Annotated in this window: 10 protein-coding genes and 2 tRNA genes; 11 read left to right on the top strand and 1 reads right to left on the bottom strand. The window is 49.3% G+C overall.

What is annotated here, in order from left to right; genetic code table 11:
- Positions 1–35: 35 nt before the first annotated feature.
- From DXD02_RS03820 to DXD02_RS03805, 4 genes are all read left to right on the top strand, one after another.
- Positions 36–2,180 carry a Tex family protein gene (locus DXD02_RS03820; protein ID WP_118666413.1) on the top strand — a complete coding sequence of 715 codons (2,145 nt, stop codon included), beginning with the start codon at positions 36–38 and terminating at the stop codon, positions 2,178–2,180.
- Positions 2,181–2,246: 66 nt separating this feature from the next.
- Positions 2,247–3,011: a YlmH family RNA-binding protein gene (locus DXD02_RS03815; protein ID WP_022461313.1), complete on the top strand. Its 765-nt coding sequence runs from the start codon at positions 2,247–2,249 to the stop codon at positions 3,009–3,011.
- A gap of 163 nt (positions 3,012–3,174) precedes the next feature.
- Positions 3,175–4,260 carry a tryptophan--tRNA ligase gene (gene trpS / locus DXD02_RS03810; RefSeq protein ID WP_022461312.1) on the top strand — a complete coding sequence of 362 codons (1,086 nt, stop codon included), beginning with the start codon at positions 3,175–3,177 and terminating at the stop codon, positions 4,258–4,260.
- 102 nt (positions 4,261–4,362) lie between these two features.
- The gene (locus tag DXD02_RS03805) at positions 4,363–5,058 is read left to right on the top strand and encodes an anaerobic ribonucleoside-triphosphate reductase activating protein (RefSeq protein ID WP_118666412.1); all 696 of its coding nucleotides are present in this window, start codon (positions 4,363–4,365) and stop codon (positions 5,056–5,058) included.
- Between the two features lie 8 nt (positions 5,059–5,066).
- Here DXD02_RS03805 and DXD02_RS03800 read toward each other — a convergent pair whose 3' ends face one another.
- Complete coding sequence (locus DXD02_RS03800; protein ID WP_147399135.1) at positions 5,067–6,356, bottom strand: DUF6128 domain-containing protein; 1,290 nt, start codon at positions 6,354–6,356, stop codon at positions 5,067–5,069.
- On the opposite strand from DXD02_RS03800, the gene tadA reads away from it, so the two are divergent.
- The 7 genes from tadA to DXD02_RS03765 all read left to right on the top strand — a co-directional run bounded on the left by tadA (position 6,356) and on the right by DXD02_RS03765 (position 15,164).
- Positions 6,356–6,904, top strand: a complete 549-nt coding sequence (gene tadA / locus DXD02_RS03795) for a tRNA adenosine(34) deaminase TadA (protein WP_117509593.1) — start codon at positions 6,356–6,358, stop codon at positions 6,902–6,904. The two genes, DXD02_RS03800 and tadA, sit on opposite strands and share 1 nt — an antisense overlap.
- 179 nt (positions 6,905–7,083) lie before the next feature.
- Positions 7,084–7,169: transfer RNA gene (locus tag DXD02_RS03790), tRNA-Ser, on the top strand.
- 172 nt (positions 7,170–7,341) lie between these two features.
- Positions 7,342–8,775 (top strand): RsmF rRNA methyltransferase first C-terminal domain-containing protein, encoded by a 1,434-nt coding sequence (locus DXD02_RS03785; RefSeq protein ID WP_118666410.1) that lies wholly within the window; start codon positions 7,342–7,344, stop codon positions 8,773–8,775.
- Between the two features lie 190 nt (positions 8,776–8,965).
- Complete coding sequence (locus tag DXD02_RS03780; RefSeq protein ID WP_117509591.1) at positions 8,966–10,252, top strand: PcsB-like coiled-coil domain-containing protein; 1,287 nt, start codon at positions 8,966–8,968, stop codon at positions 10,250–10,252.
- A gap of 236 nt (positions 10,253–10,488) precedes the next feature.
- Positions 10,489–10,562 (top strand) — tRNA-Pro (locus tag DXD02_RS03775).
- 99 nt (positions 10,563–10,661) lie between these two features.
- On the top strand, positions 10,662–11,447 hold the full coding sequence (locus DXD02_RS03770) for a Cof-type HAD-IIB family hydrolase (protein ID WP_242857168.1): 786 nt from the start codon (positions 10,662–10,664) through the stop codon (positions 11,445–11,447).
- A 510-nt stretch (positions 11,448–11,957) separates the two neighbouring features.
- Positions 11,958–15,164, top strand: coding sequence for a response regulator (locus DXD02_RS03765; protein WP_118666409.1), 3,207 nt, complete (start codon positions 11,958–11,960; stop codon positions 15,162–15,164).
- Positions 15,165–15,175 lie beyond the last annotated feature (11 nt).

Below are 15,175 nucleotides of genomic sequence, written 5' to 3'. Positions count from 1 at the left end.
CGTGTTTTGGAAGAGACAACAGGAGGAATTTACCTATGGATATGAATCAGGTATTGGCAGCCGAGCTGAACGTCAAACCGTGGCAGGTAGAAGCTGCAGTGAAACTGATTGACGAGGGAAACACGATCCCTTTTATTTCACGATATCGAAAAGAAGCAACAGGTTCCTTAAACGATGAGATACTGCGAAATCTGTACGACCGTCTGATGTACCTGCGCAGTTTAAATGACCGCAAGGCCGTTGTCCTTGCGAGCATCGAGGAGCAGGGCAAGCTGACCGCAGAACTGAAAAAATCCATCGAAGAGGCCGCAACTCTCGTGGTCGTAGAGGATTTATACCGCCCGTACCGTCCGAAACGCCGGACGCGTGCGACGATCGCAAAAGAAAAAGGACTGGAGCCGCTGGCGAATATCATTCTTCTGCAGATGACAAAAGAGCCGCTCGAAAAAGAGGCAGAGGTTTTTGTTTCAGAAGAAAAGGAAGTCAAAACGGCAAAAGACGCCATTGCTGGTGCCTGCGACATCATCGCCGAGAGCATTTCCGATGAGGCCGATTACCGTATGGAGATCCGCCGCAGAACCGAGGCGAAGGGCCTGATCGTCTCGACAGCAAAGGATGAGAAAGCAGAGTCCGTTTACGAGAATTACTATGAGTTTTCCGAGCCGGTATCGAAAATTGCCGGACACCGTGTGCTGGCACTGAACCGCGGTGAGAAAGAAAAATTCCTGAACGTCAAAATTGAGGCGCCGACGGAAGAAATCCTGCGTTATCTCGAGAAAAAAATCATCACCAAAGAGAATCCGCAGACAAAGCCGGTTCTGCAGGCGACCATCGAGGATGCCTACAACCGTCTGATCGCTCCGGCCATCGAGCGTGAGGTCAGAAATCAGCTCACCGAAAAGGCAGAGGATGGTGCGATCAAGGTCTTTGGAAAGAACCTTGAGCAGCTTCTGATGCAGCCGCCGATCGCAGGCCAGGTTGTCCTTGGATGGGACCCGGCGTTCCGTACGGGATGCAAGCTGGCCGTTGTCGATGCGACCGGAAAAGTGCTCGATACCACCGTGGTTTACCCGACCGCGCCGACGAACGAGAAGAAGATTGCAGCAGCAAAAGCGACCGTAAAAGATCTGATCCACAAATACGGCGTCACCCTGATTTCTGTCGGAAACGGAACTGCAAGCCGTGAGTCCGAGCAGATCATCGTCGAGATCTTAAAAGAGATTCCGGAGAAGGTTGCGTATGTGATCACAAACGAGGCAGGAGCGTCTGTTTACTCCGCAAGCAAGCTGGCAACCGAGGAATTTCCAAACTTTGATGTCGGACAGCGAAGCGCCGCTTCCATCGCACGCCGTGTGCAGGATCCGCTGGCAGAGCTTGTCAAAATCGATCCGAAATCCATCGGTGTCGGCCAGTATCAGCACGATATGAACCAGAAGAAGCTCGGCGAGGCGCTCGGCGGTGTCGTTGAGGACTGCGTGAATAAAGTCGGTGTCGATCTGAACACGGCATCCGCGTCGCTGCTGGAATACATTTCCGGTGTCAGCAAGGTGATTGCAAAAAACATCGTATCATACCGCGAGGAGAACGGCCGTTTCGAGAGCAGAAAAGAGCTCCTGAAAGTGGCAAAACTCGGACCGAAGGCGTTTGAGCAGTGCGCGGGCTTTATGCGCATCACCGGTGGCAAAAATCCGCTGGACGGCACAAGCGTTCATCCGGAGAGCTACGAGGCAGTCGAGAAGCTGTTTGCAAAGTTAAATATGAAGACAGAGCAGATCAGCGAGGGACCGACGGCGTTCTTCATCAAAGATTACAAGAAGATGGCAGAGGAGATCGGTGTCGGCGAGATTACGCTGCGCGATATCATCAAAGAGCTGCAGAAGCCTGGCCGTGACCCGCGTGACGAGATGCCGCGCCCGATCCTGCGCACTGACGTGCTCGATATGAAGGACCTGAAGGTCGGCATGATCTTAAAGGGAACCGTGCGCAACGTCATTGACTTCGGTGCATTCGTCGATATCGGCGTGCATCAGGACGGACTCGTCCACATTTCCCAGATGACGAAACGCTTCATCAAGCATCCGCTGGAGGCTGTGAGCGTCGGCGATATCGTGGAAGTGAAGGTCATCAGCCTTGATCTGGCGAAGAAGCGGATCGGGCTGTCGATGCTGCTGGATAAATAAAGTGTGATACGTGGGCTGCCCGAAAGAAAACAGGGGCAGCCCGCGGTGTATCAAAGGGGGATTACCATGAATGAGGAAGAAGTGCTGGTCGGACGGATTCAGGATCTGGCAGAGCAGTGTTATCACAGGGATGTTCCGTCACACACGGAGTTTCTGACGCTGGCGGAGCAGGATCTGTTCTACCGTACGGTAAATAAAATCCCGGGCGTGCGTTACGTGCTGTCCGGCGGATACGAGGCGGCAGAGCGGAAAGCGGCGCTGTTTCTGCCATCCTATGCAGAGGACGGTGATGCGTCGATGCTTCCGATCGCAGTCGTGCGCATCAGCCCGCTGAATGAAAAATTTGCGGATGCGCTGTCACACCGTGATTTCTTAGGATCACTGATGAATCTCGGCGTGGAGCGGTATAAGCTGGGAGACATTCTGATCGATGGAAACCAGGCGTATCTGATCTGTATGGCGGATATGGCGGACTACATCTGTGCGGAGCTGAAAAAAGTGCGCCATACGAGCGTGTACTGTGAAGTCGAGGCGGGACTGCCGGAGGAGCTGACGGAGCCGAAAACCGAGCGGAAAGAAGGCTCCGTCGCTTCCGTGCGGCTCGATGCGGTGCTGTCGCTGGCGTTCAGCAGTTCGCGGAGCAAAATGGTGCCGCTGATCGAGGGCGGCCAGGTGTTTATCAACGGAAAGCTGGTGACGTCGCCGAGCGCGTCATTAAAAGAGGACGATCTCGTGACCGTGCGCCATATGGGAAAATTCCGCTATGTTGGCGTGCAGAATCAGACGAAAAAGGGAAGGCTGTACGTGGCTGTTGAACGATTTGTCTCATAATAGATATTTTGAGGGATTTTACAGGAAAAGACCATTGACAGTGTTTGTAAAAAGACGGTATTATAGAGGGTATGTAGAAGGTCCGCAGTTATGAGAATTTTCATGAAATTTTTCATACAGAAGCGGACTGCGAAGATTACGTATCAGGAAGGCAGGAAGAAAAATGGGAAAAATTATACTGACCGGTGACAGACCGACCGGCAAGCTGCATGTAGGACATTACGTTGGTTCACTGCGCCGCCGCGTGGAGCTGCAGAACTCCGGTGAATTCGATAAAATTTACATCATGATTGCAGACGCACAGGCGCTGACCGACAATGCGGACAACCCGGAGAAGGTGCGCCAGAACATTCTGGAGGTAGCACTGGATTACCTTTCCTGCGGACTTGATCCGGAAAAGAGCACCATCTTTATCCAGTCTCAGATTCCGGAACTGTGTGAGCTTTCTTTCTATTATATGAATCTCGTTACGGTTTCCAGACTGCAGAGAAACCCAACCGTAAAATCGGAGATCCAGATGAGAAACTTTGAGGCGAGCATCCCGGTTGGATTCTTTACCTACCCGATCAGCCAGGCAGCCGATATCACTGCATTCAAGGCAACGACCGTTCCGGTTGGAGAGGATCAGATGCCGATGATCGAGCAGACACAGGAGATCGTCCACAAATTCAATACGGTTTATGGCGAGGCACTTGTGCAGCCGAAGATTATGCTGCCGGAGAATGATTCCTGCAGACGTCTGCCGGGTATCGACGGAAAAGCGAAGATGAGCAAATCGCTCGGAAACTGCATTTACCTGTCCGAGGAGCCGGATGAGATCAAGAAAAAAGTCATGAGCATGTACACCGACCCGGATCACATCAAGATCACCGACCCGGGCAAGATCGAGGGAAATACCGTATTTACTTATCTCGATGCATTCTGCCAGCCGGAGCACTTCGAGCGCTATCTGCCGGATTACGCAAATCTCGACGAGCTGAAAGCACATTACCAGAGAGGCGGCCTTGGCGATGTCAAAGTGAAGAAGTTCCTGAACAATGTACTGCAGGAGACCTTAGAGCCGATCCGCAATCGCAGAAAAGAACTGGAAAAAGACATTCCGGCGATCTACGAGATGCTGAAAAAAGGCAGCGAAGAGGCAGAAAAAGTTGCCGCTCAGACACTGGCGGATGTCAAAGCAGCCATGAAAATCAACTATTTTGATGATCTGGACCTGATCCGTTCCCAGGCAGAGCGTTACGGCAAATAATTACCAATAAAAGATAAATGGAAAAAGCGGACATTATGGTTCCGCTTTTTCTGTTGCAGGGCGAACGAAAGTTCGAAGTCCTGCGGTCGGAGAGGATAGCATATGGTCATACATGGATTTCAAAAGCTGACGCTGCTGGATTACCCGGGCAAGGTGGCGTGTACACTGTTTTCGGGCGGATGCAATTTCCGCTGCCCGTTCTGCCAGAACGGAAATCTCGTGCAGCATCCCGAATGGGAGCCGGTGATTCCGGAGGAGGAGATTTTTGCAGTGCTCGAAAAGCGGCGCGGCGTACTGGACGGCGTCTGCGTGACGGGCGGTGAGCCGACGCTGGATCCGGATCTGGAGCAGTTCGTGACGAAAATTAAGGAACTGGGATATCTTGTGAAGCTCGATACGAATGGATACCGGCCGGAGATTTTGAAAAAGCTGGTGGAAGAGAAGAAAATCGACTACGTCGCCATGGACATCAAAAACGCGCCGTCCCGGTACGGCGAGACGGCGGGCGTGAAAAAGATCGATGTGATGCGGATCAATGAGTCGGTCGAGTTTTTAAAGAGCGGTGTGGTGGACTATGAGTTCCGGACAACGCTCTGCAAAGAGCTGCATGGAAGGGAAGAGATCGAAGCGATCGGAAAGTGGCTTTCCGGGGCAAAACGGTACTTCCTGCAGAATTACCGGGAATCGGATTATGTGATTGATCCGAGGTTCTCGGGGTATGCGAGGGAGCAGCTCGAGCGGTTCTGCGAGATCCTGCGCGGAAAGATTGAGACGGTGGAGATCCGCGGCGTGGATTAAAAAACGCTTTAAAGAGTGCGGTACCAGTAGCCGAAGCGGGCATCGGGCGCGAGCTCGGAGGGGCGCATCGCCTGCTTGAAGTGGAAAAAGCCGAAGAGGCTTGCCATGAACTGCTCATTCGGCGTGTAGATGCCGGGAACGCCGAAATACCAGAGTTCCTGCTGGTCGCGGTTCCGGGCGAGGAGAAGATGGCGATAGGACGAGGAGCCATGGAGGACGAAGCGGTTCGCATCCACCGAAAGACCGGCGGCGCGGAGCTGTGGAAGATCGTCGAGTGAGAGGCGCAGGCAGTCGGTCAGATCATCATCTGGGAACGGGTGGAACTCCGGGAACTGGTCCTGAAGCTGGAGATAGAGAGCAGCGCGGGACGGCGGCACGGCTGCTGCGGCGGGAAAATCGGCGGAAGTCATATGTAGCGGCTGGGCGGCAGAATCCGGGATGGGCTGCGGCGGTTCCGGGTTGGCAGAGGGATAGCTTTCTGCGGTTTTCACAGATTCCGCGGATGCGGGATGGAGTGTGTTGGCGGATGATTGCGTGATCCTGTCTGCAGGAACGGTGTTTACCGTGTCAGTTGATGTGGATTCTGTGGAGACGGTGGATTCCGGGTTGGAATTTTGTGGATAAAGTTCGGAATTGCTGCTGAATTTTGTGGAAAGTTCATCGAACTGTGCTTTTGAAGCGTCTGATGATGGCAGGGACTGCGCAGGTACGGCGGGATCCAGAGGTTCGGGTGTTTCGGCAGTTTTCTCTTCGGTCGGTCTGGCACCATTGTCTGCGGATGTTTTGGGCTCCTGCGGGAGCGTGGGAGCGAAAAACTCCGGCTGAATCGGAAGATCGTCCCACTGGGTGGCAATGACGCCGGTCTGGCGGCAGAGCAGGATCAGACCGCCAAGCTCGTCGAGCGTGACATCCGTCTGCCCAATGGCATCGGAGTGCGTGAAGAGTTTTCCACTCGTAGAAGAGCGCCCCGCAAGGAGATTTCCGAGCGGAATGCCGTACATCCGCCCTGACCGGCGGATAAAACCGTAGACCGTGACCGAGGTCTCCGGCGGAAGAGACGGCGATTTGATCTGGAAGTCCATGCGGCAGAAGCCGTTCTGCGACTCCACGCGGACAAAGCCGCAGCATCCGCCCTTGCGGTTGTTCGGGTATTCGTATAGATAGGCAATGAAACGCCGGTAATCAGACATAAAAACCTCCTGCATAGAAGTAAAAAGAGTAGAAAAAGATACTGCGCTACAGTTCACGATATGCGGGAAGGACAGAAAATATACGCAGAGAAGAAAGGAAGTGCACAATGGAAGAAGAAACAAAGCTGGAAACGCCGGAGGAAAAAGCGCACCGGAAAGAACGGGAACGCTTCATGCGCCAGGCGATTACGCAGGCGAAGAAAGCGGAAAAGCTGATGGAAGTGCCGATCGGCTGTGTGATTGTGTACGAGGGAAAGGTGATTGCGCGGGGCTATAACCGCAGAAATACGGATAAAAACACGCTGTCCCACGCGGAACTGAATGCGATCCGGAAAGCCAGCAAAAAGCTCGGCGACTGGCGGCTGGAGGGCTGTACGTTGTATGTCACCCTGGAACCATGCCAGATGTGCGCCGGTGCGATCGTACAGGCAAGAGTCAGCGAAGTCGTCATCGGCAGCATGAACCCGAAGGCGGGCTGCGCGGGGTCGATCTTAAATATGCTGGAAATGCACGAGTTTAACCATCAGGTGAAGGTCGAGCGCGGCGTGCTGAAAGAAGAGTGCTCGGAGATGCTGAGTGCGTTTTTCCGGAGACTGCGGGTGGTGAAAAAGAAGAAAAAAGAAGAGAGGAAGAGGGCGGAAGAAGGGAAAGAATAAAAGAAGAGGCAGCATCGGGATGGGATGCTGCCTGAGGAAGATTATTTGTTTGAGTAAGTTGCACTTTCGAATATTTCCGTAAAAAATACAATCCCCGTATTTCCATCGGAAACCAATGAAAAAATCATTGACGAATCGTAGAAAAAGCACTATAATATATGATGTATTTGACAAAATACGGAGAAGTACCCAAGAGGCTGAAGGGTCTGGCTTCGAACACCAGTAGGTCGGAAACGGCGCAAGGGTTCAAATCCCTTCTTCTCCGCTATGCAAAAAAGAGACAGCAAAAAGATTGAAAAATCGAAAAAGCTGTCTCTTTTTCTGTGAGAAATTATGAAATAGATGCAAAACAAAAGAAACAAAGACAGAAAAAACATCGCCAGTTCACGAAAAGGGACCGATGCACAACAAAGCAAAATAAAAAGGAGAGACAATACATGGCGCAGTTACCACAGGAATTTCTGACCCGCATGCAGGACATGCTGGGCGATGAATTTGATGCATTTTTAACTTCCTACGACGCACCCCGCACGGCAGGCTTGCGTGTAAATACAAAAAAATGCCGGACCGAAGATTTCCCGCCGCTTGTTCCGGGAACGTGGAAGAAAATTCCGTGGATTCCAAACGGCTATTTCGTGCCGGACGGCATGCGCATGGGCCAGTCTCCACTGTATGCGGCAGGCGTCTTCTATCTGCAGGAGCCAAGCGCCATGACCCCGGCGTCCCGCCTCCCGATCGAACCGGGTGAGCGTGTGCTCGATCTCTGCGCCGCACCGGGCGGCAAGGCAACCGAGCTGAATGCGCGCCTGAAAGGAACCGGCCTTCTCGTCGCCAATGACATCAGCAACGCCCGCGCCAAAGCACTGCTGCGCAATCTGGAGCTGTTCGGAAGTGAAAACGTGCTTGTCACCAATGAGACACCGGCAGGCCTTGCAGACGTATTCCCGGGCTTCTTCGATAAAATCCTCGTGGATGCACCGTGCTCCGGCGAGGGCATGTTCCGGAAAGACGAGGCAGTCATCGGCACCTGGACCCCGGAGCGGCCGGATTTCTTTGCGGATCTGCAGCGCGAGATCACCTCGAATGCTGTCAAAATGCTGCGTCCGGGCGGCCTCATGATGTATTCGACGTGTACCTTCGCCCCGCAGGAGGACGAGGGAACCGTTTCTTTTCTTCTGGAAAACTTCCCGGAAATGGAACTGATCGAGATGGAAGGCTACGAAGGTTTTTCAAAAGGCAATCCAGTCTGGGGAAACGGCGATCCGGAGATCGAAAAGACCGTGCGCATCTGGCCGCATAAAATGAACGGCGAGGGCCATTACCTTGCCCTGTTCCGCAAAAAAGGCGAAGCCATTCCTTATGAGACAGAAGAAAAACCGATCGAAAAGAAAAACAAAAAACAGAAAAACCGGAAAAAAGACCGCGGAACGGAAGCACCGGGTCCGTCGAAAGCAGAAAAACAGATCCTTTCCGATTTCCTGTCCCGGATGACAGCACCGATCCCGGTGGAGGAACTGGAAGTCCGCGCCGGAAAAGTATACCATTCCCCGTCCCTGCCGGATGGCGTGCGGAATCTTCATTTCCTGCGGAACGGTCTGTATCTCGGTGAACTGAAAAAAGACCGTTTCGAGCCGTCACAGCCGTTTGCCGTGACACTCTCCGCGGACAAGTTCAAAGATTACATGAATTTAAAGGCAGATGACGAGCGTACCGAAAAATATCTCCACGGTGCGACAATTTCCGTAGAGCCGGGAGAGACCGCATCGCCGTCGGGCTGGAAGCTGGTCTGCATCGATGGATTCGGCCTTGGATGGGGCAAACTGGTCAATGGAATCTTGAAAAATAAGTACCCTGTTGGATGGAGAAAGTAGAAAAATCATGCCAGTTTTTGCAGGAAAAACGTCGAAATATTACAAAGTTATTAACAGAAATTAAAAAAGACTTTCATTTCAGACATACTTGTGTTATAATGGCAAAGTACGGCGGGAAAAAAGACCCATTTTCCGCAGTAACTGGGAGTGACAATCAGCAACAGAACGTAATAAGTATGAGGTGTACGACATGAAAAAAAAGAAATTATTCAGCCTGGTTTTGGCCACAGTGCTTACGGCAGCAACCGTTCTGCCATGCTATGGTGCCAGTACAAAGGAGAAAATTTCAAATGCTCAGGCAGAACAGGCTGCCGCACAGTCTCAGCTTGACAGCATACAGAGCAGGATTGACGAACTCAATTCCAAAAAGGGACAATCAGAAGAATATCTTTCCGAACTGAACCAGCAGCTGGACGATCTGCAGAACCGTCTGCAGGAGCTTCAGGATCAGTATGATGCGAAGCAGAACGAACTGGTACAGATTCAGGCAGATCTGGAAGATGCAAAAGCAAAAGAAGAAGAGCAGTACGAGGCGATGAAGCTCCGTATCCAGTATATGTATGAAAATTCTTCCGGAAACGGATACATGGCAATGCTCTTTTCTTCCAAAAGCATTTCAGAGCTGATCAGCCGGGCAGAATACATACAGAAAATTTCCGATTTCGACCGCGATCTTATGCAGGAGTATGAAGACACGGTAGACCAGGTAAAAGAAAAAGAAACACAGGTGCAGGAAGAGCAGGCAGCGATCGTAGAACTGCAGCAGCAGAGCAGCGATCAGCAGGAAGCAATCCAGGAGCTGTACGCAGCAGCTTATCAGGAACTCCGTACCTACTCCGCAGAGCTGGACGATGCAAAATCCAGCGAGAGTGCACTGGTAGATGAAATCAACAGCAAAGCAGATGCAATCAACGACCTGATCCGTCAGGCGAAAGAAGAGGAGATTGCAGCGCAGAAGAAAGCAGAAGAGGAAGCAGCCGCCGCACAGCAGGCTGCCGCAGAAGCTGAGGCAGAGGCCGCCAGAAAACAGGCAGCCGAGGCCGCAAGAGTCGCAGCCGCAGAAGCAGCAAATGCCGCAGCGAAAGCAGATACCGATACAAGCAGCAGCTCCGGAAGCAGTTCTTCGGACAGCAGCGCATCCTCCACGACAACGGGGAGTCCATCCGCGTCAGATACTTCCAGCAGCTCCTCCAGCGGAACATACCTTGGAAGATTTAAACTGACAGGCTATTGCTCCTGTTCCATCTGTACCGGACAGTGGTCCGGCGGATCCACCGCGAGCGGAACCACACCGACCGCCGGCAGAACGATTGCCATGGGCGGTGTACCATTTGGCACAAAACTGATGATCAACGGCCAGGTTTACACGGTAGAAGACCGCGGAACCGCTTACGGCCACGTAGACATCTTCTGCAGCAGCCATTCCGAGGCGCTGAGCTTCGGCGTGCAGTATGCAGATGTATATCAGCTGAGCTGAGAAACAAAGATAAGAGATATGCCGGAACAGAACTTCCGGCATATCTCTTTTTTTGACTTTCTCAGAAACTGTCATTCTAAAATAACACCAAAAAGGCCGCAAACCCGTGTAAAATGTACCTTTTGAAGCAATAATAAAAAAAATTAAAAAAATTTCAAAAAAGGTGTTGACATTCCTATAGACATCATATATAATAGCTATTGTTGACGGACGAGAGTTCAGAAAACAAATAAAATCGAAGCGTGGCTCAGTTTGGTAGAGCGCTGCGTTCGGGACGCAGAGGTCGTGGGTTCGAATCCCGTCGCTTCGACTGGAATGAAAATGCCGAAAGCCTTGACAATCAAGAGCTTCGGCATTTTTTCGTATGTCAGAAAGAGAACAGGAAACAGTACACGAGGAGGAAATTTTTGTGAAAGCATTATTTTTTGATATTGATGGAACGTTACTGAGTGAGATTACAAAAGAAATTCCGCAGAGCGCGCTCGATGCATTGAAAAAGACAGCGGAAAAAGGAAATCTTACGTTTATTAATACCGGCCGCACCTGGTCGGAGCTGCCCGAGGAGCTGAAAAAGCTTCCGTTTTCCGGATTTCTGTGCGGCTGCGGGACCTATCTGCGCCGGGACGGCGAAATCCTGATGCATCAGACGATTCCGAAAAAGCGCTGTGAGGAAATCCCGGTTATTTTAAAGGAGTGCAGGATCGGCATGATTCTGGAGGGAACGGATAATGTTTATTTTTCGTCGGAGGTATCCCGTTTTCGGGAGGTCGAGCAGACCCGTGCCTATTTCGCTGCTGTCGGAATCGGACTCGCGGAGACAGCGGAGACAAAAGGAATCATTTACGATAAATTTTGTATCGTAACTGATGCACAGTCTGATATAGAACGTATGTACCGTGAATTTGAGCAGGAGTTTGATATCATGGATCGCCGCGGCGGTGTATACGAAATCGTTCCGCACGGCTGCAGCAAAGGAACAGCTGTGGACTATGCGCTGAAACAGTTTCAGCTGGAGAAAGAAGATGCATACGTATTTGGCGACAGCAGCAACGACCTTACCATGTTCCGGTGCGGCGCACACACCATTGCGCTTGGAAAACATGATGAGATTCTGGATCCGTACACAGAGTACGTAACCGATACCGTCGAGCGGGACGGCGTGGCAAAGGCGATGGAGCATTACGGATTGATCTGACAGAAAAAAAGAAAGCGAAGGGGCGCATTTGAAAAGAAATTTTCAGGTGCGCCCCTTTGGTTGCAATTTTCTGAAAAAGGAAACAAGAAAAGCAGCGTCTGAAAAGGTATGTGCATTGCAAAGTAAAAAATTTCATGGTAATATAAAAATGAGTTTTTATGTATATTTGTAATGATACCAGGAGGTGAGCGTTCAGAAGTTCCATGGAAACAGAAAAAAATCAGATAAATAAAAAAAGCCTCAGATACCGTTTTACAGCAGGAACGATCGGAGTAAGTGTCTGGCAGCAGGAATGAATGCTCACTTGGCAAAGCCTATAAAAATTGAAAACATAAAGAGAATTTTGTATGAATATTGTGTGTAGTGGCTGCAACTTCTCAAATCCGTATCTCTGTTTTTCACGTTTTGTAGGATATTATAACGTAAATGTAAAACTGGCAGGGACAGGTTCTCTGTATACAGATAAAAGCAGGATAATGAAGTATAAAACAGAGAGAGGATTTTTATAAAATGGAAAAGTATGAAGACAAAATATATTCTTTAGGTGAGGCTGTAACGGGACAGACACAGGCTATGTCACAGGCCGTACAGAAAACACTGGAAAATAATGGCGGGGTAGGTATAATGACAGGATCTTATGACCAAAACCTGTCTATTTTGTCTGTGAATAATCTGCTGTTGCATAGTACAGGATATACATTCGATACTTTCATGGAACAGACAAAAGGCTCATTGAGAAACTTCTTTTATGACGAGGAAGATAGACTGGAGCGAGACCGTTTTTTGCAGCTTCACGGAACAGGGGAAGCACAGATCCTTACAGCAGACGGTACAGTGAAAAATGTACGGCTTTGTAAAGAGGATGCGACAGATGAGGCGGGCAGACAGATCTGGGTTATGTCCGTACAGGTCAACTGGGATCATGTAAATTTGACACTGCTCAATGAGGCTATCTGTTCCGGCTTCTGGTATTTTGACTGTGACGAAAACAGTGAGATTGTGAATGCAAACTGGAGTCATGAATTCCGAAAAATGCTTGGCTATCATGACACTCTGGACTTTCCGAATAAACTGGAATCCTGGTCAGATCTTCTGCATCCACAGGATAAAGAAAGAGTAATGGTGCAGCTTCAGGCGGCAATTAAGGATAAGACGAACCAGATAAAATACCAGGTAGAGTATCGTATGAGAATGAAGGATAATCAATACCAGTGGTTTCGGGCATCGGCAGAAGTAATACGCCGTCTGGATGGTTCTGCCAGCAGGATTGCCGGGATTTTTATTAATATTGATGCGGAAAAAAAAGAGGCCATGCAGGCACAAAAATCTGCTGCTTTCCACCGGGCTTTTACGAAAGCAGACCTGTGTGAGTATTATGTAAATCTGGAAGCGAATACTTTTGATACCTTTAAGGTTGAACCGTCCCTGATGACAGTCTTTGAACAGAGTCATACATGGGATGAACTGATCCGTCATTTTGTGGATTCCTATGTTGTGGAGACAGATAAGAAGGCGGTATCCTCTTTTTACGACCGTGGTTATATTGCAGAAAGGCTGAAGGGTCTGGAAACCGAATTGGCTTTAGAGTGCCGTATCACTCTGAATGGAGAAGAACGATGGGTCCGCAATGTGGTCATACGTGGCGAAATAGAGGATTCAGAATATGCCATGATCTTTCTGCGTGATATCACAGAGACAAAGGTAGAGAGCGCACGGCATCTGCAGATGGCGGCGGATAATGCTTCCATGGAGCAGATAATTCAGAGTATTGTGCGTCTGGTTGACCGCTTTGTTGTCTGTGATCTGGAAAATGACAGATATGAATTCTATAACCTGAATGGACAGATGATATATAAACCTTTGGGATTCTATCATGATTTTCAGATGCAGGTTCTTGAAAAATATAAGACACTGGAACCATTGGAAACTATGGACATCCTGATCGCACCGGAAAATATCCAGAAGAATCTGAAAAGTGAAAATGATATTTATAAGTTTGAGTATTGCAGCCTGGATGAAAAGACTTATAAAATCGCTTCTTATATTCCTTTGGAATGGAAGAATGGAAAGCTGGAAAAGGTATTGCTGGCATCCATGGATGTGACACAGGAGAAGAAAGCAGAGATTGAATCCCGTCAGGCACTGAAAGAGGCTTACCGGTCTGCAGAAAATGCAAACCGTGCGAAAACAGAATTCCTTTCCAATATGTCCCACGATATCCGGACACCGATGAATGCCATTGTCGGCCTGACAGCAATTGCAGGAGCAAATATTGAGAGCCAGGACAGAGTCATTGAATGTCTCAGCAAAATTACAAAATCAAGCCGTCATTTGCTAGGGCTGATTAATGAAGTGCTGGATATGGCACGTATTGAAAGTGGAAAAATGACGCTGGCACAGGAGGATTTCAATCTGCCAGATCTGGTGGATAATCTTATAACACTCACAAAACCGGTGATTGATGAACATAAACACAATTTAGATATACACATTAATCACATTGAACATGAGAGTGTCTGTGGTGACAGCCTGAGAATCCAGCAGGTATTTGTGAATCTGATGAGTAATGCGGTCAAGTATACACCGGATGGCGGGAATATTACTTTTTCCATAGAGGAAAAGCCAAATGGATTTTCGGAACTTGGATGCTATGAATTTACGATTGAGGATAATGGGATCGGTATGTCACTGGAATTCCAGAAAATCATGTTTGATCCTTTCAGCCGCGCAGATGACCATCGGACAACCAGAGTCCAGGGAACAGGTCTGGGAATGGCAATCAGCAGAAATATTGTGAACCTGATGAATGGTAATATTAAAGTGGAAAGCACCTTACATAAGGGAACTAAAATTACAGTAACAATTTATCTGGAACTTCAGGAAAAAGAAAAAGAACAGGACAGAAATCTGATGAATCTACCTGTTCTGGTTGTGGATGATGATAAGACATGTTGTGAAAGTACAGTTGCCACATTGAAGGAGATTGGAATTACAGGCGAATGGGTTCTCTCCGGCAGAGAAGCCGTTGAGCGCTGTTATGCACATCATGAGCTAAAAAATGATTACTTTGCTGTTATTTTAGATTGGAAAATGCCGGATATGGACGGAATTGAAACAGCCAGACAGATCCGGAAACGGATAGGGAAAGAGATTACCATTATTGTACTGACATCTTATGAATTCAGTGAGATCGAAGAAGAAGCAAAGGCTGCAGGCGTAGATGCTTTTATTGCAAAACCGCTGTTCCGTTCCCGTTTGACGGCTACATTGCGGCAGTTTACTTCTGGCAGAAAAGAAAAAACAGCAAGAAATTATCTGGATGAGCTGTCTGAAGCAGATTACACAGGAAAAAGAATTCTGCTGGTCGAGGATAATGAGTTAAACAGAGAAATTGCTGTTGAAATTCTGCAGATGACCGGGGCGGAAGTGAAAACGGCAGAAAATGGAAAAATTGCAGTTGAAAAAGTAGAAGCTTCTCCGAAAGGCTTGTATGACCTTATTTTTATGGATATCCAAATGCCCGTCATGAATGGTTATGAGGCAACCGCAGCAATCAGGAGCCTTCCGGGTGAACAGGGAAAACTACCGATTGTTGCCATGACAGCAAATGCTTTTGCAGAAGATGTACAGCTGGCAAAAAATACAGGCATGAATGGACATATCGCGAAACCGCTGGATATGAATAAGCTGAATGATGTTCTGGAAAACTGGCTGTAATTGTTTCCCAA

The sequence above is a fragment of the Blautia sp. TF10-30 genome (assembly GCF_003481245.1).
GTDB lineage: Bacteria > Bacillota > Clostridia > Lachnospirales > Lachnospiraceae > Fusicatenibacter > Fusicatenibacter saccharivorans.
The sequence above is the reverse complement of the archived record's forward strand: the minus strand, read 5'-3'. Positions and strand labels throughout refer to the sequence as shown.